28 protein-coding genes and 2 pseudogenes are annotated in these 23487 nt (G+C 41.5%); 10 read left to right on the forward strand and 20 right to left on the reverse strand.

All coding sequences use genetic code 11. The features are described from left to right. Positions 1-120: 120 nt before the first annotated feature. The 3 genes from IQ234_RS04460 to IQ234_RS04470 all read right to left on the reverse strand — a co-directional run bounded on the left by IQ234_RS04460 (position 121) and on the right by IQ234_RS04470 (position 2237). On the reverse strand, positions 121-981 hold the full coding sequence (locus IQ234_RS04460; protein ID WP_193956188.1) for a flagellar assembly protein H: 861 nt from the start codon (positions 979-981) through the stop codon (positions 121-123). 176 nt (positions 982-1157) lie between these two features. Next, positions 1158-1352: a DUF2949 domain-containing protein gene (locus tag IQ234_RS04465; protein WP_002732568.1), complete on the reverse strand. Its 195-nt coding sequence runs from the start codon at positions 1350-1352 to the stop codon at positions 1158-1160. Between the two features lie 363 nt (positions 1353-1715). Continuing rightward, positions 1716-2237 carry a DUF192 domain-containing protein gene (locus IQ234_RS04470; protein WP_110577576.1) on the reverse strand — a complete coding sequence of 174 codons (522 nt, stop codon included), beginning with the start codon at positions 2235-2237 and terminating at the stop codon, positions 1716-1718. A 306-nt stretch (positions 2238-2543) separates the two neighbouring features. Between IQ234_RS04470 and IQ234_RS04475 the strand changes: the two genes are divergently transcribed. The 3 genes from IQ234_RS04475 to IQ234_RS04485 all read left to right on the forward strand — a co-directional run bounded on the left by IQ234_RS04475 (position 2544) and on the right by IQ234_RS04485 (position 4231). Beyond that, the gene (locus tag IQ234_RS04475; RefSeq protein ID WP_002731506.1) at positions 2544-2657 is read left to right on the forward strand and encodes a PetM family cytochrome b6-f complex subunit 7; all 114 of its coding nucleotides are present in this window, start codon (positions 2544-2546) and stop codon (positions 2655-2657) included. A 104-nt stretch (positions 2658-2761) separates the two neighbouring features. After that, positions 2762-3121, forward strand: coding sequence for a photosystem II reaction center protein Psb28 (psb28, locus tag IQ234_RS04480; protein WP_193956189.1), 360 nt, complete (start codon positions 2762-2764; stop codon positions 3119-3121). 162 nt (positions 3122-3283) lie between these two features. Then, positions 3284-4231 carry a TIGR01777 family oxidoreductase gene (locus IQ234_RS04485; protein WP_193956190.1) on the forward strand — a complete coding sequence of 316 codons (948 nt, stop codon included), beginning with the start codon at positions 3284-3286 and terminating at the stop codon, positions 4229-4231. Positions 4232-4266: 35 nt separating this feature from the next. On the opposite strand, the gene IQ234_RS04490 is transcribed toward IQ234_RS04485, so the two are convergent. The 4 genes and pseudogenes from IQ234_RS04490 to upp all read right to left on the reverse strand — a co-directional run bounded on the left by IQ234_RS04490 (position 4267) and on the right by upp (position 6968). Beyond that, positions 4267-4992 (reverse strand): GUN4 domain-containing protein, encoded by a 726-nt coding sequence (locus IQ234_RS04490; RefSeq protein ID WP_193956191.1) that lies wholly within the window; start codon positions 4990-4992, stop codon positions 4267-4269. 332 nt (positions 4993-5324) lie between these two features. Next, positions 5325-5951 (reverse strand): annotated as a pseudogene (locus IQ234_RS04495) (Uma2 family endonuclease); the annotation flags it as partial. Positions 5952-6012: 61 nt separating this feature from the next. Next, the gene (locus IQ234_RS04500; RefSeq protein ID WP_104397362.1) at positions 6013-6300 is read right to left on the reverse strand and encodes a hypothetical protein; all 288 of its coding nucleotides are present in this window, start codon (positions 6298-6300) and stop codon (positions 6013-6015) included. Positions 6301-6314: 14 nt separating this feature from the next. Next, positions 6315-6968 carry a uracil phosphoribosyltransferase gene (upp, locus tag IQ234_RS04505; protein WP_110577572.1) on the reverse strand — a complete coding sequence of 218 codons (654 nt, stop codon included), beginning with the start codon at positions 6966-6968 and terminating at the stop codon, positions 6315-6317. A 438-nt stretch (positions 6969-7406) separates the two neighbouring features. Between upp and IQ234_RS04515 the strand changes: the two genes are divergently transcribed. After that, complete coding sequence (locus IQ234_RS04515) at positions 7407-7601, forward strand: aspartate aminotransferase (protein ID WP_193956192.1); 195 nt, start codon at positions 7407-7409, stop codon at positions 7599-7601. A 387-nt stretch (positions 7602-7988) separates the two neighbouring features. On the opposite strand, the gene IQ234_RS04520 is transcribed toward IQ234_RS04515, so the two are convergent. From IQ234_RS04520 to IQ234_RS04530, 3 genes are all read right to left on the reverse strand, one after another. Beyond that, positions 7989-9749, reverse strand: a complete 1761-nt coding sequence (locus tag IQ234_RS04520) for a formylglycine-generating enzyme family protein (RefSeq protein WP_193956193.1) — start codon at positions 9747-9749, stop codon at positions 7989-7991. Positions 9750-9846: 97 nt separating this feature from the next. Then, a complete protein-coding gene (locus IQ234_RS04525) occupies positions 9847-10089 on the reverse strand; it encodes a type II toxin-antitoxin system HicA family toxin (RefSeq protein WP_002735126.1) in 243 nt (80 codons plus the stop codon). Then, positions 10082-10318, reverse strand: a complete 237-nt coding sequence (locus IQ234_RS04530; RefSeq protein ID WP_002766296.1) for a type II toxin-antitoxin system HicB family antitoxin — start codon at positions 10316-10318, stop codon at positions 10082-10084. The genes IQ234_RS04525 and IQ234_RS04530 overlap by 8 nt, the downstream gene beginning before the upstream one ends. Positions 10319-10506: 188 nt before the next feature. Between IQ234_RS04530 and IQ234_RS04535 the strand changes: the two genes are divergently transcribed. The 3 genes from IQ234_RS04535 (at position 10507) to IQ234_RS04545 (ending at position 12907) form a co-directional block, all read left to right on the forward strand. Continuing rightward, complete coding sequence (locus tag IQ234_RS04535) at positions 10507-11154, forward strand: DUF3386 domain-containing protein (RefSeq protein WP_004268696.1); 648 nt, start codon at positions 10507-10509, stop codon at positions 11152-11154. A 227-nt stretch (positions 11155-11381) separates the two neighbouring features. Further along, positions 11382-11618: a NifU family protein gene (locus tag IQ234_RS04540; RefSeq protein ID WP_002735229.1), complete on the forward strand. Its 237-nt coding sequence runs from the start codon at positions 11382-11384 to the stop codon at positions 11616-11618. Between the two features lie 200 nt (positions 11619-11818). Further along, positions 11819-12907, forward strand: coding sequence for an isocitrate/isopropylmalate family dehydrogenase (locus IQ234_RS04545; RefSeq protein ID WP_193956194.1), 1089 nt, complete (start codon positions 11819-11821; stop codon positions 12905-12907). 123 nt (positions 12908-13030) lie between these two features. On the opposite strand, the gene IQ234_RS04550 is transcribed toward IQ234_RS04545, so the two are convergent. Next, positions 13031-13534 carry a hypothetical protein gene (locus IQ234_RS04550; RefSeq protein WP_110577565.1) on the reverse strand — a complete coding sequence of 168 codons (504 nt, stop codon included), beginning with the start codon at positions 13532-13534 and terminating at the stop codon, positions 13031-13033. A 269-nt stretch (positions 13535-13803) separates the two neighbouring features. Between IQ234_RS04550 and IQ234_RS04555 the strand changes: the two genes are divergently transcribed. The 3 genes and pseudogenes from IQ234_RS04555 to IQ234_RS04565 all read left to right on the forward strand — a co-directional run. Next, a complete protein-coding gene (locus IQ234_RS04555; protein WP_002758945.1) occupies positions 13804-14118 on the forward strand; it encodes a hypothetical protein in 315 nt (104 codons plus the stop codon). A gap of 272 nt (positions 14119-14390) precedes the next feature. Continuing rightward, the gene (locus IQ234_RS04560; RefSeq protein ID WP_110577564.1) at positions 14391-14786 is read left to right on the forward strand and encodes a hypothetical protein; all 396 of its coding nucleotides are present in this window, start codon (positions 14391-14393) and stop codon (positions 14784-14786) included. A 547-nt stretch (positions 14787-15333) separates the two neighbouring features. Next, positions 15334-15483, forward strand: a pseudogene (locus tag IQ234_RS04565) (ISKra4 family transposase); the annotation flags it as partial. Positions 15484-15634: 151 nt separating this feature from the next. Here the strand turns inward: IQ234_RS04565 and IQ234_RS04570 are convergent. From IQ234_RS04570 to rfbH, 9 genes are all read right to left on the reverse strand, one after another. Beyond that, the gene (locus tag IQ234_RS04570) at positions 15635-16570 is read right to left on the reverse strand and encodes a glycosyltransferase family 2 protein (protein ID WP_193956196.1); all 936 of its coding nucleotides are present in this window, start codon (positions 16568-16570) and stop codon (positions 15635-15637) included. Then, on the reverse strand, positions 16567-16947 hold the full coding sequence (locus IQ234_RS04575) for a GtrA family protein (protein WP_110577562.1): 381 nt from the start codon (positions 16945-16947) through the stop codon (positions 16567-16569). The genes IQ234_RS04570 and IQ234_RS04575 overlap by 4 nt, the downstream gene beginning before the upstream one ends. A 65-nt stretch (positions 16948-17012) precedes the next feature. Further along, a complete protein-coding gene (locus tag IQ234_RS04580; protein ID WP_193956197.1) occupies positions 17013-17936 on the reverse strand; it encodes a transketolase family protein in 924 nt (307 codons plus the stop codon). After that, on the reverse strand, positions 17933-18736 hold the full coding sequence (locus IQ234_RS04585; protein WP_193956198.1) for a transketolase: 804 nt from the start codon (positions 18734-18736) through the stop codon (positions 17933-17935). The genes IQ234_RS04580 and IQ234_RS04585 overlap by 4 nt, the downstream gene beginning before the upstream one ends. A 10-nt stretch (positions 18737-18746) precedes the next feature. Beyond that, positions 18747-19697 carry an FkbM family methyltransferase gene (locus tag IQ234_RS04590; protein WP_193956199.1) on the reverse strand — a complete coding sequence of 317 codons (951 nt, stop codon included), beginning with the start codon at positions 19695-19697 and terminating at the stop codon, positions 18747-18749. Further along, positions 19694-20743, reverse strand: a complete 1050-nt coding sequence (locus tag IQ234_RS04595) for an NAD-dependent epimerase/dehydratase family protein (protein ID WP_193956200.1) — start codon at positions 20741-20743, stop codon at positions 19694-19696. Before IQ234_RS04595 ends, IQ234_RS04590 begins: the two co-directional genes overlap by 4 nt. Before the next feature lie 11 nt (positions 20744-20754). Then, a complete protein-coding gene (locus IQ234_RS04600; protein WP_193956201.1) occupies positions 20755-20991 on the reverse strand; it encodes a hypothetical protein in 237 nt (78 codons plus the stop codon). 351 nt (positions 20992-21342) lie between these two features. After that, positions 21343-22089 (reverse strand): Uma2 family endonuclease, encoded by a 747-nt coding sequence (locus IQ234_RS04605; RefSeq protein ID WP_193956202.1) that lies wholly within the window; start codon positions 22087-22089, stop codon positions 21343-21345. A 60-nt stretch (positions 22090-22149) separates the two neighbouring features. Next, positions 22150-23487: a lipopolysaccharide biosynthesis protein RfbH gene (gene rfbH / locus IQ234_RS04610; RefSeq protein WP_193956203.1), complete on the reverse strand. Its 1338-nt coding sequence runs from the start codon at positions 23485-23487 to the stop codon at positions 22150-22152.

Here is a 23487-nt window from a genome sequence, read left to right on the forward strand (position 1 = left end):
TAGGGGAAAAAAATAAATCTATCTGTCGGGTTTCGTCGCTGACTTCTTTGCTGATTTCGACGGTTCCCAGGGGAGAAAGTAATTGTTCAAGGTAATTTTTGGCAAATTGGTCATGGGGTTTCATGGAGTTTCTTGAATAGCTTGTCGGACCTGTTCTAAGTCTAAATCCAAAGCTTGAGCGATTTGTTCCACACTTAAACCCAAAGCAAGCAAACGGGGAATAGATTCCAGTTTAGCCTCTAGTTTTCCTCGCTCTAGTCCTCGCTCTAGTCCCTGTTCTAGTCCTTCCCGTTTAGTTGCTTCCTTCCATTCCTGATAGGTTTGAGATAAAGTCATAAACACCTCTCTATCCTCAGTTTCTAGGATGTTATTTACTTCCATACTAACCCGCCAACTAATCAATAATTCTAGGACATTTTCCCGGAAAGCATTACCTTGAGGTAATTCTAACAATTCTCGCACCGCTTGGTTTTGAGTTTTTCCCCGTCCCAATAATCTTAACCAGAGAGTCTCAGCAGTCACAGGCAATCGATTAATAGCGATAATTGCCGTGCGATAAAGCGAGGGAAGAAAATAGACTCCTTCTGGCCACTCTGGCTCTAATTTTGCCCCAAATCCTTCTATAACAGTGATACCAGCCGAAGGGGATAAAATCCACAAACGAGGGGCATTGTTTTCATTGTAGCTCTGATTTTCTCGTTTAGCTTGTCTTTGCAGTTCGGCTAAAATCGCCAAAAGTTTCGCTAAACAATTACGAATCTCGCTCCGATTGGGAGGATTGCGATAGGGTTCAATTAAGACAGTATTAAGGACAATTCTGCCTAATAATCCCAGAGCATCGGGGTTTGGTTCGGGATTAGGGGAAAAAAATAAATCTATCTGTCGGGTTTCGTCGCTGACTTCTTTGCTGATTTCGACGGTTCCCAGGGGAGAAAGTAATTGTTCAAGGTAATTTTTGGCAAATTGGTCATGGGGTTTCATGGACTGAGCAGTTAATCGATAATTCTCAATTGTATAGTTATTAAAAAAGTGGGTTTAAATAACCCACTTCTCAGGTGATGATTAGTAGTTTTTGGAATCTGAATTTTCAAATTGTGCCAGAAACTATGAACAGCCATGGCAATTATTCTCCTTGTCAATAGTGAGAAATTTTAAGATTAGACTACCTCTTCGAGAAAATCATAAATTTTGTCTAATTGTTCTAAGGTCACTAAACCGTACTGCCAGAGAATCATCGGTAAATGAATTTTATCAGATTGGATCGATCGCTCGGCCATAGCGATCGATTCTTGGGGAAGGGACAATTCCTCTTGTAGAAATTGTCGGAATTGGGAATAGGCAATCGTGGACATAGGGGGACTTTTTCCTCAATAGTATATCTAGTAATTTTAACAAAACACCACCTGATCGGTTTCAAGGACAGTTAGTCTCGCGAACGTTTTTTCTGTATCTAAGCTATCTCGATGATAGAGAGTGCTTTCCTAAAAATCGCTGGCTCTCTTAAGATAGTCCCGTTAGATCGAGCAGAATTTTGTCTCTGTTTAATTTATACCAAGGGTGAAGATTATTCAATCTATGATTTAATAGACTATAAAAATCTTAATCGATATGGTCATATCTTAAACAGTATAAATGCGTAATAGCTTATAATAGCCATACTTATACTTCCAGACAAGGGACACTTTTTATAAGAAAGTTAACACCATTTTCAAAAATCAAGGTCTTGAGATAGACTCAATCTTAATTTTATCCCCTTCTTTCACTCCTAATTCTTTCGCTCGACCCCCAGCTAGTTCGATCACTTGATTAACCATGGTGTTTGGACCATAGACAGGACAAGGATCCACAGCACAAGGAGGGACATTAAGCAAAACTGCCTTTACTATACCATCTTTTAGAAAAATCATGTCTAGAGGAATCGAGACATTTTTCATCCAAAACCGGGCTATCAGAGGTTGTGCAAAGGGAAATAGCATACCGCGATTCTTCTCCAAAGACAAGCGATACATTAAACCCTTGGCCTGTTGTTCGGGGGTTTGAGCTACTTCTAACTCAATCATCTCACCATTAATATCTGCTTTGGCCGTGATCGGTAATATTTGCCCTTGATTCTCAGTTGTAATCTGAGCCATCGAACTATTATTACCATTGAGATTAGTCGATTGACAACTCAGCAGCAACAAACCTAAAAATAGTATTAACTTGATCTTGAGCATAAATGATTTTTTACCAGTCATCACCAATAGTTATCAATACTTAATTTTCCTAGGATAAGTGAAGAATTAAGCAGATAAGACATTAACACAAAGTGGCGACGGCAAATATAAAGATAGTATTAAAAATATCTAGCATGGGGGTGAGTTTACTTCCTTGCTTGAGCAGAGGGACAGAATTACTAGAACATATATACTAGGAAAATTCTCAAATTTATTGGCCGATTTTCCCCCTCAATTTTGCCCCAGTCCGGCTGCAGTCGATCGCCTTCGTAGGTTAAAATACCATTGATCTGTTGATCGATTATTGTAGGCTCAGGAGCAATCACCATGACCGCAGAAAGTATGTTATTTAACGGGCCGATCGTGGCGATCGTTCTCGTCCTCGTCGGATTAGCTTGGGGTTTTCTCCTCCTCAAAATCCAAGGTGGAGAAGCGGAATAGCCTGTTTTTCGGTTCATGGTTACTTTATTAGTAATCATGAACTATTTTTTCTGATCAAAAGTAATTAAGAGAAAATCAATAACTCAAATCTTATACCCACACCTATGACCACTCCCACGATCGAGTTTTTTGTCGGTTTATCAGAAGAATTAAGCGGTGTTAGTCTCCGCAAAAATAAAAATACCGGGATTCGCAATGTCCTGATGACTTTTAAAACCCTGAAAGCGATCGAACGTTTCCAAAGTTTCACCACCCAGACCTACGGCGATCTCCGTCTCACCGATGAGGAAGGAGTGATTACAGTTATCCCCAACTCGACTAAGTTTATTTTTGGAGGAGATGAAGGGGATGAAATTCAACGGGTAGAATGTGGTTTTGAAATCACCGATGAACACTGGGAGCGTTTTATGCGCTTTATGAATCGTTATGCAGCCGCTAACGGGATGGGGTATCAGGATAAGTGAAAAGACAGGACTGGGAATTATGAATTATGAATTATGAATTGGGGGGTGGTAAGAATAAATAAAATAATCTCCTGACTCCTGACGACCGACTCCTGACTCCTGAACATTGAACTCTGATAGCTAAAAACCAGCTAAAATAAGGATAAATTTAGTCAAGAAACCATGAAAATAGCGATTACTGGGGCGACGGGATTTGTGGGTAGTCGATTAGTGGTCAAACTCCATGATCGCGGCGATGATATCCTAATTTTGACTCGCAATCCCGATAAAGCCCGAAGAATGTACCCAAAGTCAATCTATCCTAAGATAGAGATTATCCCTTATATCGCCACAGAATCGGGGGATTGGCAAAAAGAGATTTCCGGATGTGACGCGGTGGTTAATCTAGCGGGAGAACCGATTTCGGAACGCTGGACCGGTGAAACAAAACAGGCAATCGTCGCTAGTCGGCAAATCGGCACCGAGAAAATTGTCGAGGCGATCTCGCGTAGCGAGCGCGTTGCGACCGCACTTGCTGCCCAGAAACCGAAAGTTTTAATTAACTCCTCGGCGATCGGTTACTATGGAACCAGTGAAACCGCTAGTTTTGACGAAAATAGCCCTCCCGGTGGCGATTTTCTGGCGGATGTCTGTAAAAAGTGGGAAACAGCAGCCCAAAAAGTGAAAGATTACGGCACTCGTTTAGTCATTCTTCGCACCGGTATTGTTTTAGGCAATGGGGGTGCTTTAGGGAAAATGATCCCACCCTTCAAACTTTTTGCCGGCGGTCCGATTGGCAGCGGTCGTCAGTGGTTTTCTTGGATTCATCGGGATGATTTAATTAATTTAATTATCTATTGTCTCGATCGCCCAGAAATTAACGGTACTTTCAACGCTACTGCACCCAATCCCGTCCGCATGAAAGAATTCTGTCAGATATTAGGGGAAGTAATGAAGCGTCCTTCTTGGTTGCCAGTGCCGGATTTTGCCCTCGAAATTCTCTTGGGAGAAGGAGCAAAAATCGTCTTAGAAGGTCAAGAAGTGCTGCCAAAAGCCACCCAAGCGATCGGTTTTGACTATCGTTATCCTAATCTAGAAGCGGCCTTAGAGGAAATTGTCCCGAAAATGTAGAAATCTGATAAACTAGCGGGCCGAATGCTCTCAATCTATTTTTCACTCCAGACGGGATGGGAGAATAAAGAGGCAGCCACTCTCACCCCGCGCAGTTGATTTAACAGGGGTAAATGACCCACGGGAGCGCTTAAATCCCAGATAAATTCCTGCGGGTATTTTGTCCAATTATTGCCATTTTTCCAGCCAATTTTCGGCCAGAGTTTCGGGAAATCTTGACCGACACCGAGCCATAATTTGCGCTGCACCGACCAACCGAATTTTCCTTCCGAATGAACTAACCAAAGATAATCAATAGTCTGAATATCCACACCGGGGAAAGCTTCTACTTCCGTAAAATAGACCCATTTCCTCTGTATTGCTCCTTCTCCTGCTAATTCACAGAGTTTTTGACGGGTGAGACTATCGGCAGTTTGAAAATCCTGTTTAGCCAATAATTCCTGTAAAAGTCGATAATCGATACCCTTAGCACTGTCTAGGGGAACAACACCCGTGGGGAAATAATTAGCTAAAAATTCCTTGCTCTGAGTGCTATTATCTTGGTATAGCAATTGATAGGCCTTACCTGTCACCAGATTAACAGGAGTGGGGCGCTGGGCTAATAAAAAATCTCTCAACACAGTTAGGCCACCTTCCCCGGCCCCGGCTAATTGTGTCAGAATCTGTAATTGGTTTTTCGGCGACTCGGTGGCTAATTGACTCATCTTACGGGTGATATCCTCGCTCTGTTCTTCTACTAACACGCCATTCTGGTCAGTCATATCATCACTTTTAAGACCACTCCTTCAATACTATTACCACTTTTTCGGGGTCGCTGCTCGATTTTTTCCTGAAAAAAAAGGGATTTTTAGCGGGTGGTTGATCGTACAGTGAATAACCAGTTCAAACCATAACGGTACAAACGTGATACCAAATTGTCATTCTAACCCGCGTTGGGTAACAGGCGGGTTATGGAAGAAAAGAACCGATCAACCTGAGACTCAATCTCAAAATAGACAGACAAAGCAGCTCTACTCTGAGCGGTAATCTCAAAACAACTCCGAGAGCGAACAGGATAAGAACTAATACACCGAATCAACCCCCGATACTCTCAATCATGTGCCGTTAGATAGCGATTTCCTGACTGGTTATACCAGTATAACCATTTCCGATACCAAGCAATATGTTCTCCTTTTTCGTAACCTAGCGCCAAGGCAATTTCAGGCAGCCAAACTCGATTATTCTCACTCTCTAGAAGTTCATATTTTCCTGAGACTAATTTATATACTTCTAATCTTTGTCTGTTTTTAAATCTTCCCCTTCTGCCACTGAAAGGATTGTATATTACATAATACAGAATCCCCAAGCTTTGGTAATTTAAGAATTTTTCCTCATATTCACTATTATATTTTTCAGAAATTACCTCTAAAAACAAAATCGGCAAGATATACTTTTCTCCCTACAAAACATAGTTTAACCGACCTCTTTCTCTCGTATTATGGTTGACTTCAAAGGCTAAGAAACCATGAGTTGGAACGAACCACAAAGACACAAAGGACACAAAGATTGATCGATCATATTGTAAGTTAAACTTATCACACAGAACCTAGAAGAGCCATAAACTTAGCAGTAGATTGGCAATATCGTTTTGTAACTGATTGTCCAATGGATTTTCGTCGGAAGAGGGCAATTCTTCGGCACTGGGAAGAGGGCGATTTTTGTCATAGATTAGGTTAACCATAGCTCTGGTAAGCACAGAGTTTATCCAACAAGGTTTTTAAATTTATTCAGTCAGCCCTATTTTAATGATCGCTGCCGTTTTCCTGTACCGATCCTAACTGTTGACGCACATCATCGATCGCTAGATTTAACTGGGCAATTTTATCTTCTAAACTGCGGCGGGCCATTTCCATACCTTCCTCTGGAGTCAAGCGCCCATTGCGGATCTCCTCCAAAAAAGACTGATTGTCAGCAGCTGCTAAACCGCGACGGCTGCGATTAGCCAACACTGTTCCCAAAACACCGCCCACTAAACCACCGACAATCGCACCGGCTAAAAAACCGCCCGCAAACCCATCTCGCTGACTCATAATCCGTTTTTCTCCTAATAGGTTCCAAAAGCTCGATCGCCGGCATCGCCCAACCCCGGCACGATGTAACCGCGGCTATTTAGTCCTTCATCGATAATAGCCGTATAGATGTTCAAGCTGGGATAATTTTGACTCAATTTCTGTAAAGCCGGCGGGGCAGCCACCACGGAAATCACGCGAATTAGGGCAGGATCAACGCCTCTGCTGGTAATTTCTGCCATTGCCGTTGAAATTGATCCCCCCGTGGCTAACATCGGTTCAAGAATTAACACTCTCGTGGCTGGATCAAAACTAGCTGGTAATTTATTTAAATAACAACTCGCCTCTAGGGTTTCCTCGTTTCTGGCTAAACCGAGATGATAGGTACTAGCTAGGGGTAAAAGACTTTGCGCCCCTTCCAACAGGGCTAATCCTGCGCGTAAAATCGGGACTACGGCCATCGGTACGCTAGGATCGATAAAAGTAGCCGGACATTCCGCTAGAGGGGTTTTAACGCTAGTTTCCAGCGTCGGCAACCATTGCCGGGCTGCTTCGTAGGTTAACCAGCGCCCTAGTTCCGTCATCGCTGTTTTAAATAGTACCGAGGGGGTATTTTGATCGCGGGCGATCGCCAGCCAATGCTTAACCAGAGGATGTTCGGGAACATAGACGCGCAGTTGTAAAACCATGAAAACACTAGAACTCGATCGAGGGCTAAACTTTATCTTAAGCCAAAAAGCCATCAGTCCGGAATTAGTTATCAGTTTCTGAAGCCAAGGGGCGACAGGCACTCGTGCAAAAGAAAGAGTCTGGCAATTCTCCTACCTAAAAAGAAGGGTTAAAACTAAGTAGGTAGGTATTGAAAACTTTCAGATCCCCCCTATCCATTAGTCAGATCTTTCTTAACAAAAAGAGAAGAAATTTAAAAAAAGGGAAAACGATTGATAGGTATAGTTTTGAAATAAGAAATCAAGGTGGAGGTAAGCAAAAAAAATGGAGAAATGGGCAGCCCAAGAATTACAGTATGCAGACCTAGGGGACACCAGAAGAAAGAGGCTCTTCGTTACCTGGTATGATTCGATAAGGGGGTATAAATCGACTAAATCCTTAGAAAGGAGATAGAAGCGATGTTTAGTTTAAGCGATTTAAAACAAACTAAAGTGTATCAGGAAGCTTTAGAGGAAGGTAGAGAGGAAGGCGAATTAGCGGCAAAATTAGCCTCTATTCCTCGTTTATTGGCATTAGGATTGAACTTTGAACAGATAGCACAAGCTTTAGAATTAGAGATCGAACAGGTTGGACAAGCAACTCAAAGGGAATAGGAAAAGTTCAATGCGATCGCACTAAGGTTAGATAGCGTATCATGCTAAACGACTTTTGTACTAAATCCGCTTATTAAAAACTGATTATTTATTCTCCGTTTTGCCTCTTGCATGAGTGCCTGTCCTGATGTGTAGCCTATACTCACTGGGGAGATACAGTAGGTAGGGTGCGTTAGGAGCACGACAATATTATTTAATTTACATCAATTACATACGCGACGTAACGCACCAATATTATCCTAAATCCGTTGAGTAACCCACAGAAAACGGGTTTCTCGGAGAAACCCGTTTTCTACTCACGCTACCTCAATTTTTTCAAAAAAAAATCGACCCGCCCCTAGGCGGGAAAAAGAGAAAAAGTAAAAAAGGGTAAAAAGAGAAAAAGGGTTACAGAGTCCTCCCAGCACCGCACACCACCCGAAAACCGCCGTAAGCGCCGCTGACGTAGGCGCGGCGGTAGTTGTCGTTGCGGGAAGCGGAACGGCAGAGATTCGGATAGTTGTACCAAGAACCGCCCCGCAGTATTTGAGAATAATTATCCTTTATTAGCCAAGCACTACCATCCTTTGGCGCATTCTTATAGTTATCGTGCCAATTGTCTTCGCACCACTCCCAAACATTGCCACTCATGTCATACAGTCCCCAAGCATTGGGCTTTTTCTGACCCACAGGATGAATTGTCTGCTGAGAATTTCCGTCATACCAAGCGTAATCTCCTAACTGATTAGCATCATCACCGAAATAAAAGCGAGTAGTAGTCCCCGCACGACAAGCATATTCCCATTCCGCTTCTGTCGGTAGGCGATAGGTTTTCCCGGTTATTTGACTCAATTTCTGACAAAAGGCTTGAGCATCGTCCCAACTAACCTTTTCTACTGGATTTTGGGGATTGTTTGGAAAATAAGAGGGATTTGTTCCCATTACCGCTTGATACTGTGCCTGAGTCACTGGATATTTACCAATCGCAAAACTGTTGACGTTAACTTGGTGTGGAGGCTTTTCATAACTTCGAGCATCGGGATCACTGTCAGGAGATCCCATGAGAAATTCACCTGCTGGTAAGTTCACCATCTCTAGTGTTATCCCATTGGGTAGGTTTTCGGTAAATGAAGTTTGAGGAATAGGAGAGTCACCGACAACGGAGGTGATAAAATTCCCGACTCTCTCGATTACATGGTTATTGATGCGTTGAATGGCGGTTTCCAGTTCGATTTCCTCGTCGGGGATTTCCACTTCCGTCAATTGCCATCCTTCCTGCTCGGCTCGCTCTAATGCGATCGCTAAACGACCGCGCTTTTCTTCGCTGGTGACGAGGAAATTGAGCAAACTAGCCGATAGATTCTCGTTTCTGCCAAAAGATAGGGCCGATTCGGAACTGAGAATGTTCTGGACGAGGGATTCCACTTCGCTGACACTGCGGGAAAGTTCCCCGTCAATGGTCACTACTCGCTCGATTAAGCCTTGAAACTGCCCGATAATTGGTTTTAGGTATTGTTCTAGATTAATGGCTACTTTGGCCATTTCGATCGCTTCTTGTTCCAGATTATCTAACTCCAGCTGCAACTGATACACTTGTTTGTACCCGTTCAACTCGCCAATCATTTTCGAGAAAACCTGTTTTTGTGTATCCTGATCTTCAGCTAATTTCTGGATACTTTCGCTGATTAGGTCGATTTTCTTGAGCATAAGCAAGCTGGCGCGACCAACAAGAATGACAGTGCGGAAAATCTGCTGTTTCTGTAGTCTCAGGGTATCTCGCAGGTCGGCCGAGCCGATGCTATTCTCCAAAGATTGGCGTTTTCGCTCTGTTTCTGCCAATTTCTGGCATTTAACCGCCACTGCCTCCTTGATTTCCTCGGTCAGTGACTGGAAAAACCGCCGGTATTCATCCTTATGGTCGGTGAGAAATCTGATTAACTGGTTATAATCCCCGACTAATCTTTCCAATTCTTGAAAAGTTTCCTCGAAATTGAGGGGTTCTTCTTTTTTCCTCAATCCTAACCATGTATGGCGAACCCGTTTTCCGGTTTTAATCAGTTGCTGTCTTTCTTGAATCTGATCCTGCAAAACTAATAAATCGGGGCGATTTAGTTGGGGAAGTTGATAGGTTTTCCGATAAAGCTTGATTTTCGCTGTTTCTTCTGCCATCGCCTTGGTCGCTGAGGGTGAGTTTTTTCTATTTTAGCCCGATTTTTTGATCATCAAATACTATCGCGATACGCCCCCAGCAACTAGCTAACTTTTTCTATAAGTCATAGAAGTAAGGATAAAGCTCCGATTCTGGAATATATTGACTTGCTTGCCTAAAAATAGCGTAACAGGTTCCGGGATCAAGTTGCCGATGATTGGGAATTGTTAAAGTCTCCTTTCTCTCCGAGATGACACGACGCAATTTTATGTGACTTCCTCGTTGACTGTGAATAGTAAAACCAAATCGATCAAGAATTTTGATAATGTCTTTGCCGGATAGTTGTTTCAGCTTAGGCATATTCTGGCTGCAACTCAAATGTAATCTGTAGAGAAGGTTTGGCAACTAGACCGAACTCCCTAGGGTCTTCTCCCTCTAAATGCAGTAAAATGGCTTCTTGGAGATTATTAACCACCTCATCTAAGGTATTTCCCTGGGTGACAATCGAAATTTCCACGCATTCACCTACATATCCTTTTTGTTCACCAGAACGAATAATTGCATTAACTTTTGGACTTAATGTTGTCATAATTGCTCATGTTTATTTTTTGCTTATTTAGATTTATGGCAATTGAGCAAGGGACAGGCCATTGATCCATTCTAACTGACTTTTTCCCTAAGCTGTCAAATTCATCTAGTTTTCTAGAAATCTCGGCCAGAGGCGAAAAAATCAGCGACAATGATATAAATAGAGTTATCAACACAAGTAAAGCGATTATGACTGTAGCCACGACGAACGCCCGAGATATTTTCCGCTCCGCCTACGAAAACCGTTACACTTGGGATGAAGGATTCCCCGGTTACACTGCCGATATTATCCTCACCCAAGGGGAGGAAGTCCATACGGGCAAAATTCAAGTTAATGCCGATTATAGTGTGGAAGTAACGGGCATTGATGACGAGAAAGTGCAAGAAAGTATCTATAATCAAATGCGCGACATCGTTACTCATCGCAAAAGAGGCAATTTTGATGCTTCTCACGGCAAAAACCAGTTTAATTTCGGGCAAGATGATCCCACCGGTGCGGTAGAAATTCTTGTCACCGGCGATGCGATGGGGTCTAATTATAAAGTCCGCGGCCAGGAAATCTGTCAAGTCAGTCGAGTCATGGGACCGATGGCTTTTACTATTAATACCGAGGAAAGTCTCGATACGGGAGAAGGTTATATTTCTATTCGCTATAATGCCATTTTCCGCAATGCTAAAACCGATGAATTAAAGGGAAAACGTGACTTTAAGGAAACCTACGAAAAAATCGGTAATTATTATTTACCCTCCTGTCAAGTAATTAACGCAATCGATGCGGGGGGCGAAAAATCCACCACAGAATTTACTTTTATCAATCTACAGCTTTTAGAATCTTAAGGGTTATCCCCGCCCAAAAAGCGTTAGGATTGAAGTAACTAAGTAGGTGGGTGTTAAAAATTGTCGGATCCCCCCGCCTATCGGCACCCCCCTTATCAAGGGGGGATTAAGGGGGGATCAAACCCCCCTTATCAAGGGGGGCAGGGGGGATCAAAGACAAAATCTATCTTCAATTTAATTGAACCCACTTACTTACACTGTAATAAATCTCTGACCAGAAGCTGATTATGTCTTTAACACTGACTCCCAATAACGTCGAACAAGTCTTAGATGAAATGCGCCCCTACCTGATGGCGGATGGTGGTAACGTGGAATTAGTCGAAATCGATGGGCCAGTCGTCAAACTGCGTCTTCAAGGCGCTTGCGGTTCCTGTCCCAGTTCCACCATGACCCTAAAAATGGGTATCGAACGCCGTCTCCGGGAAGTGATTCCCGAAATTGCCGAAGTTGAACAAGCTTTCTAAATCTTGGTTCAATTAATTCTCACCAGCGCCCGATTGCTAATTAAATTAGCGATCGGGCATAATATTAATTATATATTTTTCTTCTGCAAGATTGATAAAACTACATAATTAATTAAGGTAAAAAGTATCTTTTTTAGCCGATTAACAGGCAAATTAAGCATTAACATATACTTGAAAATTTTTATTAAAACTCAAAAATTATGGCTGACAATATCCCCACCATTGTGGTCATGCACGGCGACCAAACTGGAGAAGAACTATTACTAGAAGCCCTGAGAGTATTGCAACCCTCGATAATTCGTCAACCGCTTAACTTTACCGATTTTGATCTTAGTTTAGCCCAGCGTCGCCAGAGTAACAATCAAGTGGTTCATGAGGCCGCCGAAGCGACTCTCAAAACCGGATTAGCCCTGAAAGCTGCTACTATCACCCCAGAAATCAAAGGAGATGTGGGCAGTCCCAACGCTATCTTAAGAGAAGCAATGAATTCTCAGGTAATTCTCCGCATCGGTCGCCGTATCCCCGGCATTCGTCCGATTGGGGGCGTTTATTCTCCCATTGCCATTGTCCGCATGGCCGTTGACGATGCCTACGGAGCCAAAGAATGGCGAGAAACCACTGCCACCGGCGATGAAATTGCCTATCGCACCTCGCGCATTTCTAGGGCTACCAGTCGCGCTGTGGCCGAGTTTACCTTTCAACAGGCCAAAAAAACTGGGGCGCGGGTATTTGGCGGCCCAAAATTCACCGTTAGTGCCACCTACGAAGGGATGTTTAAAGAGGAATTAGACGCGGCGGCCCAAAGACATCCGGAAGTGCGTTATCAACCCCTGTTAATTGATGCAACTTTTGCCCTACTTTTACAAACCGACGGCGAAGCTTTGGTGATTCCAGCACTTAATCGCGATGGGGATTTATTATCTGATTTTGTCTTGCAACTCTATGGCAGTATTGCTGGGGCTGAAAGTTTAGTTTTGGGATTTGATGAGGAGACCTTAGCAGTTAAAACTATTATGGCAGAAGCTCCCCACGGCACAGCCCCCGCTTTAGAGGGCAAAAATATCGCTAATCCCATGGCGATGATTTTAGCCTCGGCAGCTTTGTTAGGTTATATCGAAACTAACGAAGCACGCAAGGCTTCTCGGGCAATTTATGAAAGTGTCTTTGAAACTATTCACGAGGGCAAAAAAACCCCCGATTTAGGGGGACAAATGACCATGAGTGAGTTTACCGATGAGGTGATTCGTCGCGTGGTCAGTAAGTTAGAAGTTTGGTCTGCTTTGGGGTAAGCTGCTGGCATACCAGTTAAGACTGGACTAGGGAAGGGGGAAAAAGCCGTAAGATTGCCTATTCCCTAATACCGAAAGCTTCTTACCTCACTATTCAGATAAGCGCGATATTGCCGCTAATAGTTAAGCTAACTTAAAGGCATCTCGCCAACACCAGCGCAACAGGGTAAAAGCGATCAAACCTTTAACCACTTCTAGAAACCAGTAACCAATCTGCAAGGACATCATTTCTCCCGACATTCCCGACGCGGTAACGGGAGCTAGTAAACCCATAGCACTCAGATTGGGAGTGAGAAAATAGGTGTAAATTAGGGTGATTACTAAGAGAACACCGGCGAATAGGAGCGATCGATGTTCGGGGAGATGGATTAAGGTATGATAGCGGTGGAAGACAACAAAGCTACACAGCACAATCGCCGCACAAACTAATTCCAGATGGTTAAAAATGCCAAATAGCAAGTAACCGGCACTGGCAAAGCCATTTTGTGTCATCATGCCAGCTACGGATAAGCTGGGGAGAATGATTAAATCGATGACGAAACTGGCACTTAACCAGAAACCGAGAACAACCATCGCTAAGGTTGTCCAATTAAACCAAGACCAATAACGCTCAACAAAAGTTTTCATTAGGCTTGCTCCTCCTTGCCTTTCTAACTTAATTGTAAAGAGCGTTCGCCAAAGTTTTGGCCAGTTTTTTGGTAATTCTTAGCAATTCTTATCAATTCTTAGGAGAGCAACCAAACAATACCGCTCTTATCTCTAGATTTGGCCACCCGCTCGGCGCAGAATTGTAAAGATTTATCAACAAGTGTTTATAAAAACCTTTAAATATTGACCAAGCTGACGATTCTAGACTTACCCTAAAACAATAACTGACTATCTACGGGTTTACTGTTATGGATAAGGATTTTCGTAACTATCGCATGGTTTGCACCCTCACCTTCGGAGATATTTACGGACAAATAATCGTCTGGTTAATCGTTATTTTTCTTACTCTCGCTTCCACTCTAGCTCTTTGGAGTAGCACTAGACAAATTTTCGCCCTCGCTACCGTGGGGTTAGTCGTCGTCCTCTCTTTGCCTTTTTTACTCTTTGCTTTCGTTACTACCCTTCTTAATCATATTGAATTCGTTCCCATCGAAACGGAAACCAATATTCGTCGTGGTCCCGTACCAGGAGTTAGTGGCAGCCGTGTACCGGCAGCCGGCTAAATCCCCAATAAATAATCTAGAGACGTTATCAGCAACGTCTCTAGCAGTTTTTGCCCTTGTTTGCGTTGGGGTTTCTCGTTCTTAATTTTTGTAAATTTTTGTAAATTTAACTTGTTTTAAAACATTTTGTCTGGTAGCGATTATCCAAAGAAAAATAGATGAAAGAGGGAAATTGTCAAGAGAATAATCTTGTTTGCTGCCTGATCCCGGTCAATGATAAATTTTTAAATACCTAGTCTTTTACATTTTCCCAACTCTCGGAGTGATCCCCGATGTTAAAAAATCTCTTTGGTGGCAAAAAATCTGACTTTTACCTAGAACTAAAAGAAACCGATGGTGAACAAAAAGCGACAGCAACCACGGCAGCAGCCGCCCCTGTTGTGGAAGCGCCCGCCGCTGCTGTGGAGTCTGCTGCCGCCCCTGTAGCCGAGAAAAAAGCCCAAAAAACTTCTATCAAGAAAGAAAAGCAAGTAAAAGAAACTCCAGCTGCTCCTGTGAGCGCACCGGCACCCTTAGCCGCTACTAACGTCAAAGTAGAGCCGCAAGAAGTGGAATTTGCGACAAAATACTTGATTACTCCTAGTCTGTCTCGCCGTCGCCCTGGTCCGAGTTTGAATGGTTTCAAAGACATGGCACGCAAGGCGAAACTACCTGCTAACCGCGGCTAAATCCCCCCAAATTGCTTTCTCAACAAAAAAAAAGGAGAGCTTTCTTTGACTCTCCTTTTTCATCAGGGTGCATCTACTGACTCAAGTTTAGCAGAGAGTTTTTTTAAGGTTGGTTATTTAGGTTACTCCCCAGAGTATTTTGGAGATAATTATTGCCTGTCTTTTTGGGTAACTTTTAAAACCTAGTACTAGATCGAACTGAGCAAAACGGTGATCACCACTACCCCAATTTGTTTCCAGTTTTTCAGTTTCCCGACTTTTTCGGCGAGATCGGTGGTTTTCCTGGCACGTTCTCTATAACTTTAACTCGATCTGCTTGCAGCTTAAACCCTCTATCTTCGCGTCTAGGGTTCCGATGTCGCCTTTGATACTAAATCCGTTGAGTATAGGTTACTTATGAGGAGAGGCAAAAGGCAAAACGCAAAAGAGAAATAGATAATCAGTCTTTGATAACTGAATTTAGTATAAAATAAGTATAGAAGAAACCGCCAGCTGGACGAGAAGAGTAAAAAGTATTTTGGGTGAATTACCAGTGATGGTTATTTTCAAGGGAATTTCCATTGGTTCTGGCCTCGGCTCATCTCAAGTGAAACAAATTGGTTTTCTTGTTAGAATTGCTAGTGCAATGTGGAATTCTGGCAATGTACCGCAAGTCTTTCGTCATCGCTGTGCCTATCTAAATGCTTCTCTTTTTTAACTTTTTTATTTACCTCGTTAAGCATTCTTACTTGATGTAAATGTGAGATGGTCTGCCTACAAATTCTCCAATTAAAGACTCTCAGGAAACTTGCATTCTAACCATTACTATTTGTCCTCCAAGATTAAGTTAGTATAACAAATACAGTCACTCACTCAAAGTTGATTCTTTCACGTTCGACAACTAAAGGCCTTTTTAAAATTCTCATGTGCATTAATCCAATGTATTCCCCAATAATGCCGATGAAAAATAGTTGCACAGAAGCGAGTAAAAATAGTCCGACAGTAACGGGTGCAGTTCCTAAAGGAAACGATTGCCAAAAAATGAGTTTAGCGATTAAATAACCAATAGCTACTAGCAAACTCAGTAGAGACATAGCAAAACCTAAAAATGTAGCAATCCTCAAAGGAACACTAGAATGGCTGGTAATGCCTAACATCGCAGCATCATAAAGCCTATAAAAATTTCGATAACTACTCTTTCCTTTTTTACGCTGCCGTTGTTTGTACTCAATCTCAGCACTGTCAAAGCCGATCTCTGAAATAATACCTCTTAGGTATGGATAAGGATCGTCAATTTTTTTCAAAACTTCCAGGACCATCCTATCATAGAGTCCAAAACCTGTAAAATGAGCAGTAGGCTTAATATCCGACAACTGAGTGACAAGAAAGTAATAAAAACTCCGGATACCATACAGTAGAAAATTTTCTTCACTTGAAGTTTTTATTCCTTTGACTATGTGATAGCCCTCTTCCCATTTTTTGATAAAATCAACAATCAAGTTTGGTGGATCTTGTAAATCAGCAAAAATTAAGACAACAGCATCAGCATCTGGTTGAATTATTCCATAGTAAATTGACCGAATTGCCCCAAAGTTTCGAGCATTAACGATAATTTTGACATGGGAATCTTTGATGGCAATACCTTTAAGAATGTCCACCGTTTTATCCTGAGAAGCATTATCAATAAATAGATGTTCATAATCATATTTTTCTAAGTCCGCAAAAATCTGTTTGACTTGAAGATAAATTTCTTCAATATTCCCCTCCTCATTATAGCAAGGAGTCACTACACTAATTTTTTTCATCGTCTATTTCCTCTAAAAACAAAGGTTTTATTTAAGAAATAGGAAACAATTGCTAGAGGCAATACTAAGATAGCTTGTGCCACTAACATATTAATTCCTAGCATCTTGACAATTCGTAAGGATTCAGCGTTTAATAAGTAAATCACTAAATAAACACCAATAAAGCGAGATAGTAGTCGATTATTTTGGTCTTTAAAAACTATAGCTCCGATAGTTTTAAAGTTGAATAATACCCCGCAAATAGTAGCGATAAGTAAGGAATAGCGCTCATCTAATCCTAGACGAAACAGCAAGGCAAACACCGAATAACCAAATAAGGTATTAATTACCCCCACTAACAAAAATCTAACAGATTTGCTTTTTTTGATTAGATACATTTTTCAAGTTTATTTTGATAATTAGTGATTACATCAGCATTCTTTTCGCCTCACCTGTAAAATGGCTAATACACTCTTTGTAGCATGGCCAGAGCCGATTGCACAATGCCATCCAAATCAAGTCCTTGTTGGGAACGTAAAACCGCTTGACTACCGGCGGTTTTAACCGCTTCTCTTTTTAACCTTAAAGGCTTAAATTCAACAGTTTCGCCCGACTGTGCCAGAACTTCTGCAACTGCACTTCCTAAACCGCCAATTCCATGTTCTTCTAGGGTGATTATCTTCTTAGTCTTTTGGGCAGATTGTAAGATAGATTGTTCATCTAGAGGATAGAGAGTCGGCATACTCAAAACTTCAACAGAATAACCCTGCATCGTCAGTTTTTCAGCCGCTTTAACGGTTAAATCTAGCATACCCCCTATACTGATTAAGGTCAAATCTGTTCCCGACTGTAACTCGATTGCCTTACCAATTTCAAACTGAGGTTCCTTGGGGTGAACTTGAGGCTCACCGGCTTTCCCTAATCTTAAATAACACGGACTAGATAGGTTAACAATAGCTTGAGTGGCTAACTTAGCTTCTAGAGGGTCTCCCGGAGCGATAACCGTCATATTAGGTAATACTCTCATCACCGCCAAATCTTCCATGCCATGATGAGTATAACCCAGAGAACCGTAGGTCAGTCCACCACCAACAGCAACAATATTAACATTGAGATTGTGATAACAGACATCATTACGAATCTGTTCAAAACATCGCATGATCGGAAAATTGACAATAGAATAGACAAAGACGATTTTGCCGCACATTGCTAGACCCGCAGCTATGCCGATCATGTTTTGTTCGGCAATACCCACATTAACAAATCGTTCAGGAAATTGACGGGCAAATCCTTCGAGGACAGAATAGCCTAAGTCTCCACAAAGAAGCCAAATCCGCTCGTCTTTCTTAGCTATTTCACAAAGCGTATTGATAAAAGCTGTTCTCATGATTTCCCCTCAATTTCTGCTATGGCTTGTTCTAGTTGTTCTTGATTCGGTGATTTGTAATGCCAAGCCAGTTGATTTTCCATAAAACTGACTCCTTTTCCCTTAACAGTATGGGCGATAATACAGCTAGGTTTGCCCTTTTCAAAAGGAACACTATTGAAAGCGTCTTCAATCTGCTGGAAATTATGACCGTCAATTTCTCGCACTGACCAACGAAATGCCTGGAATTTAGCTGTTAAGGGTTCAAGGTCAAGCACTTCTTGGACTGTGCCAAAACTCTGAATTTTGTTATAGTCCACAATAACAACTAGGTTATCGAGTTGATGCTGAGGCGCAAATAGGATTGATTCCCAGTTTGAGCCTTCGTCCATTTCCCCATCACTAACTAGAACAAATACTCGGTAGGGTTTATCTTCACGTTTACCAGCTAGAGCTATACCACAACCGATAGGTAAACCATGACCTAAAGACCCGGTAGAGGCTTCTATTCCGGGTAGATAATGACTGATATGACCGGTTAACTTAGAACCATCTTGACAATAGGTTTCTAGCCATTCTCGGGGAAAAAATCCCCGTTCAGCTAGTACCGCGTAGAGAATAGCCGCACTATGACCTTTACTGAGAATAAATCGATCGCGATCTAGCCAATTTGGGTTAGTCGGATCAACTCGGAGAATTTTGCCATATAGTACGGCTAGTAAATCAGCCATACTTAAGCAACTGCCAATGTGAGAGGCATTGGCTCGATGAACCATTTGTAAGGAAATTAGACGGATTTGTTTGGCTAATTTTTCGAGCATTGGCGTTCAATCATGAGGAAGTTTTTGTTGATATCAAGTTTTGAATTTGTTGGTTATGTCTTTCTCGATGAAGAAAGAAAAAGTTAGTTTCTACCGTGGTATCGTCCATGATTGAAAATTGGGATAACTTCTGACCACAAACGGTAAAACAGTCATAACCTATTTCAGCCATTAAGTCAATAATCTGATTAGGGTGGTAATTAAATTTTGCCGACCATTTTCTGAGCATCTCTGTAAAAATTATTGGTTTGTCTCGTTTAATTGTCTCCAGACCTCCTTGATAAACTAAAAGTTCTGCTCCTTCTACATCACACTTAATAAAATCTATCTTGACAGGATTTTCATCGATAAATTCATCTAACCTTTTCACTTCGCAAGTTATTTCTTTAATAGTTTCACTCTCCGTAATATTCACTAAAGACGCACTCACAGAAGCTTCCGGTTGAACGTAAAATTTTAACGTTTCGTTTTGATTAGAAAATCCAAAATTGTAGAGAGTTATGTTTTTAATTTCTAAGTTTAAGTCTAGATTTTTTTGAAAGTAATCAAAAGTTGACTTCACTGGTTCAAATGACCATATCTTAGCTTGATTAAATCGCTTGGCAATACTTAGAGAATACCAGCCAATATTAGCTCCAATATCAAAGATATTACAGGAGTCTCCCAAGATTGAAATTAACTCAAAAATTAAATGACTTTCTGCTGGTTCATAGAAATTAAAATTGAGTATTTCAAAGGGGGCTGATCGTTTATCCGGCTGATTACACCAAATTTGGATTCCTTGTTCCCTAGAAGTAAATACAACTCCATCGTCTTGAATCCTAATACTAGCAATGTCAGTATCCTTGAGAAATTCAGAATAGTCAAACAGAAGCTGGTGAAATTGATACATTTCATCAATATATTGCTGTTTATTGATCTGTCCCAAATGATAGTTTTGTTTCCTGTCCAATAACTTCATAAAAAACTCCCAATTGTACGTTTAAAACCTTCTTCAATGCTGGTTTGAGGTTGCCAGCCTAAGGCCAATAACTTAGAAATATCCGGACAATTCCGGGAGACTTGACTCGGAATATAATCGGGATTATCGTGGATTGGTTGGCGAAGGACTTTTAATCCTTTTTCAGGAAATAAATTCACAAGTTTCACCGCCAATTCTAATATACTTATGTCCCCTTGGGGATTTCCTAAATTATAGGCTTGTCCATTCTCCCCCTTAAGAAGAATAGTTAAAAACCCTTGAACGGCATCGGCTAAATAACAAAAAGCTCGACGAGCGCTTCCGTCACTCTTCATGATTATATCACGATTGTTGACAATATCAGCTACAAAATCTGCATAGACTCGACCATCATCCAAGCCTAACCCCGGCCCATAAGTATGAAAAGGACGGACAATTTTAGTAGGAATGTTGTATTGATGAAACCAAGAAACACACATATTTTCGCCCATACGCTTGCTTTCAGCATAACAGGAACGAACTAAGGTCGGATCCAGATAACCATAATTATCTTCCCTAATCTGCTCACAAGAGGGATCAACTTTTCCATACACCTCACTACTACTGAAATAGAGAAAGCTTTCCACTTGATGGAGTTTAGCAAGTTCAAGAAGATTATAAGTTCCTAGGGTATTCGCTAATAATGTTCCCGATGGATCTTTCCCGTAATACTTCGGACTGGCTTGACTGGCAGCATGAATGATAAAATCTATTTTCAAGTCTAAAGAAATCGGACTAGAAACATCCTGCTCAATTAACTCTAAATCGGTTCTATTCTGGTAAAACTTCAATCGTTTTAAGGCTTTCTCCTTATTTCTGACTAAGCCAATCACTTTGATAGAAGAATGTCTTTTTTGTTCATTCAAATAGAGCAATGTTTCCACGATGTAAGCTGGTAAAAATCCATTGGCTCCCGAAATAAAAACTGTTTTCCCTGCCAAAGTTTGCCAAGGTAAATCAGCTGCAATAATTTCCCTCAAATCTTGTTCAACAATTTTATGTCTCATAATTTTCTAACTCAGAAAAATCTTGGTTTGTGATACCGAATAATATCTAGTATCCCATCGAGGATAGATTTCCTTGCCGATGCTTTTAAGTCTAGCTGATCATTAGCCCAGATAAAACTTTCTAATAACCAACAGCCAAAAAAGCCTGTACCTCCAGTAATAAATATCCGCTGTCCCCGCAATCCTTCCCACAGGTCTTTAGTGTGAGTTAGAATGTGATTTAAGTCATTTGTTAGGTTAGGTTGCATCTTCAGCCAATCCATTTCATAGAAAAAGACAAATCCACACAAAAATCAAAAGCAATAGATTTCTACATTCGCTCTATCCAATGGGATAAGAAAAGGGTAACTTAAAAACACAGATAACAAACAAGTCCATTATATTGTGTAATTGACGAGATTGACTAAAATTTCTGATTGTAAAAAACATCCAAAAAAATAAAAATGTTCCGAAAAATGCGAACAATGCAAATTTACCTCCGCTCCGACAAAACTCTCGGATAATCGCTGTTACATACTCTAACATCTCCTACGTTAATCCTAGAAATACCCCAATCCAGAAGATCACTTCTATGATTTTATCAGCATTTGACAAGTCTCCTACAATGTTTCTGGTTCAACGCCTAATTCTCTTAATTTTTCAGCTAATTTTTGCCGTAACATTCGCTCCTGTTCGAGTTGACATTCAGTTTGTGCAACTCGTTCACTGCCCCATAATAACAGATTGCCCGACTTATCCCACCAGCGCAACCAATTAGTAGTAAATTCAGCTTTTTTTCCCTGCCAGACTCCCAAAAATAAGTTAATCTCTGCTATCCAATAACGATTGTTTTCATCAGGTTTTTGTTGTCCATACCTTCCTTCATTTAATCGATAAATTTCTAATTCTCCTGTTTTTGGGTGAAATATTCCATAGACAGGTACTTGTAAGATTTGCTCATAAAAATACCATTTTCCATAGGGATAGTGAGGGTTGATGGAATATTCACCCCCTTCAGTTTCCGAGATAAACTCTAGGACGATGGTAGGAATTTCTCCTTCAAGATGGGGAGTATAACTGCGCCGAATTTTTCCGCTAGGAATCGGTTTTACCGAGGGAATATAAACCCAGTCAGGTGCTTTGACAACAGTTTGAGTTTTAACGGTAGCACACAAGCCAAAATTAGAGGCAATTAGCATCGATTCTAGAATTAGTCCTGCTAATTCTAGGGATTCTCGTAAAGCTGCTGCTAATAGGGGTTGCAAGTTATTGTCCACAGGCTCTTCAAGTAGAATAAAATCATCCGGCAATTTCTCCCAGGTAATTGGCGGTGTTTTTTTGAACAAATTAATTGTGGATGGTGTCATGTTTATCTCTTTGTCATTAAGAAAAGCCAAGAATACTTAAAAAAGTCGTTTTTCCCTTAATCACCCTTGGCAGAAATTTTTTAGCGTCAAGACAACATATTCTAACATTTCCTCCGTTAATCCGGGATAAATGCCCAGCCAAAAAACACTACTCATGATTTTATCGGCATTACTTAAATCCCCAATAACTCGATAATTTAACCCCTTATAAAGAGGCTGGCGCAGTAAATTTCCTCCAAATAATAGCCTTGTGCCGATGCGTTTTTCCTCCAAATGCTTAACCAAATCATTGCGGCTAAAAGGCGCATTTTCCTTGACAAAAATCGGAAACCCGAACCAACTCGGTTCAGAATCGGGACTGGCTTCAGGCAGAATTAACACATCTTGAAGTTCCTGTAACTTTTGATGCAAAAAGTCGAAATTTTCCCGACGCTTTTTGATAAATCCTGGCAATTTATCCAGTTGCGCTACCCCGACGGCGGCTTGCATATCGGTCATCTTCAGGTTATAACCCACATGAGAATAGGTGTACTTGTGGTCATAGCCAAAGGGTAAATCTCCTAACTGCCAACCGAAGCGCTTATTACAGGTATTATCTACCCCCGGAGGACACCAACAATCTCTCCCCCAGTCACGGAATGACTCGACAATTTTCTTCAAGCGGGTATCACTGGTTAAAACCGCGCCCCCTTCTCCCATAGTCATGTGATGAGCAGGATAAAAGCTAACCGTTGCTAAATGCCCAAAGGTGCCGGTTTTTTGCCCTTTATAGAGACTTCCCACCGCATCACAGTTATCCTCAACTACCCAAAGGTCATGTTTTTCGGCAAAAGCCATCACCGCTTCTAAATTAAACGGATTTCCCAAAGTATGAGCGATCATAATCGCTTTAGTCTTCTCTGACAAGGCCGATTCCAGTTGATCAATATCAAGGTCATAACCAGGTAATTTAACGTCTAAAAAGACCGGAATTAGCTGATTTTGAAAGATGGGATTAACCGTAGTCGGGAAACCCGCGGCAACGGTAATGACTTCATCCCCCGGTTTAAGTTGTTTTTCCCCCAATTTAGGGGAAGTTAAGGCACTTAAGGCCACTAAATTGGCCGAAGAGCCAGAATTGACTAATAAACAATGTTTTACCCCCATCCACTGGGCAAAACGTTCCTCAAATTCCGCCGCATATCTGCCCGTCGTTAACCAGAAATCTAGGGAAGAATCCACTAATTTGACTAATTCTTGCTGATCAAATACCTTACCCGATGCCGGAATATAGGTCTGCCCCGCCACAAAAGCCTGGGGTTGAAATTTGTGTTTATAGTATTCTTGTACGGCTTGAAAGACTTGCGATCGCAGTTCTGCTTCAGTATTTGTACTGGGGGGAGAAATAGATTGAGTCAT

The sequence above is a fragment of the Microcystis aeruginosa LEGE 91341 genome (assembly GCF_015206885.1).
Classification (GTDB): Bacteria; Cyanobacteriota; Cyanobacteriia; order Cyanobacteriales; family Microcystaceae; genus Microcystis; species Microcystis aeruginosa_H.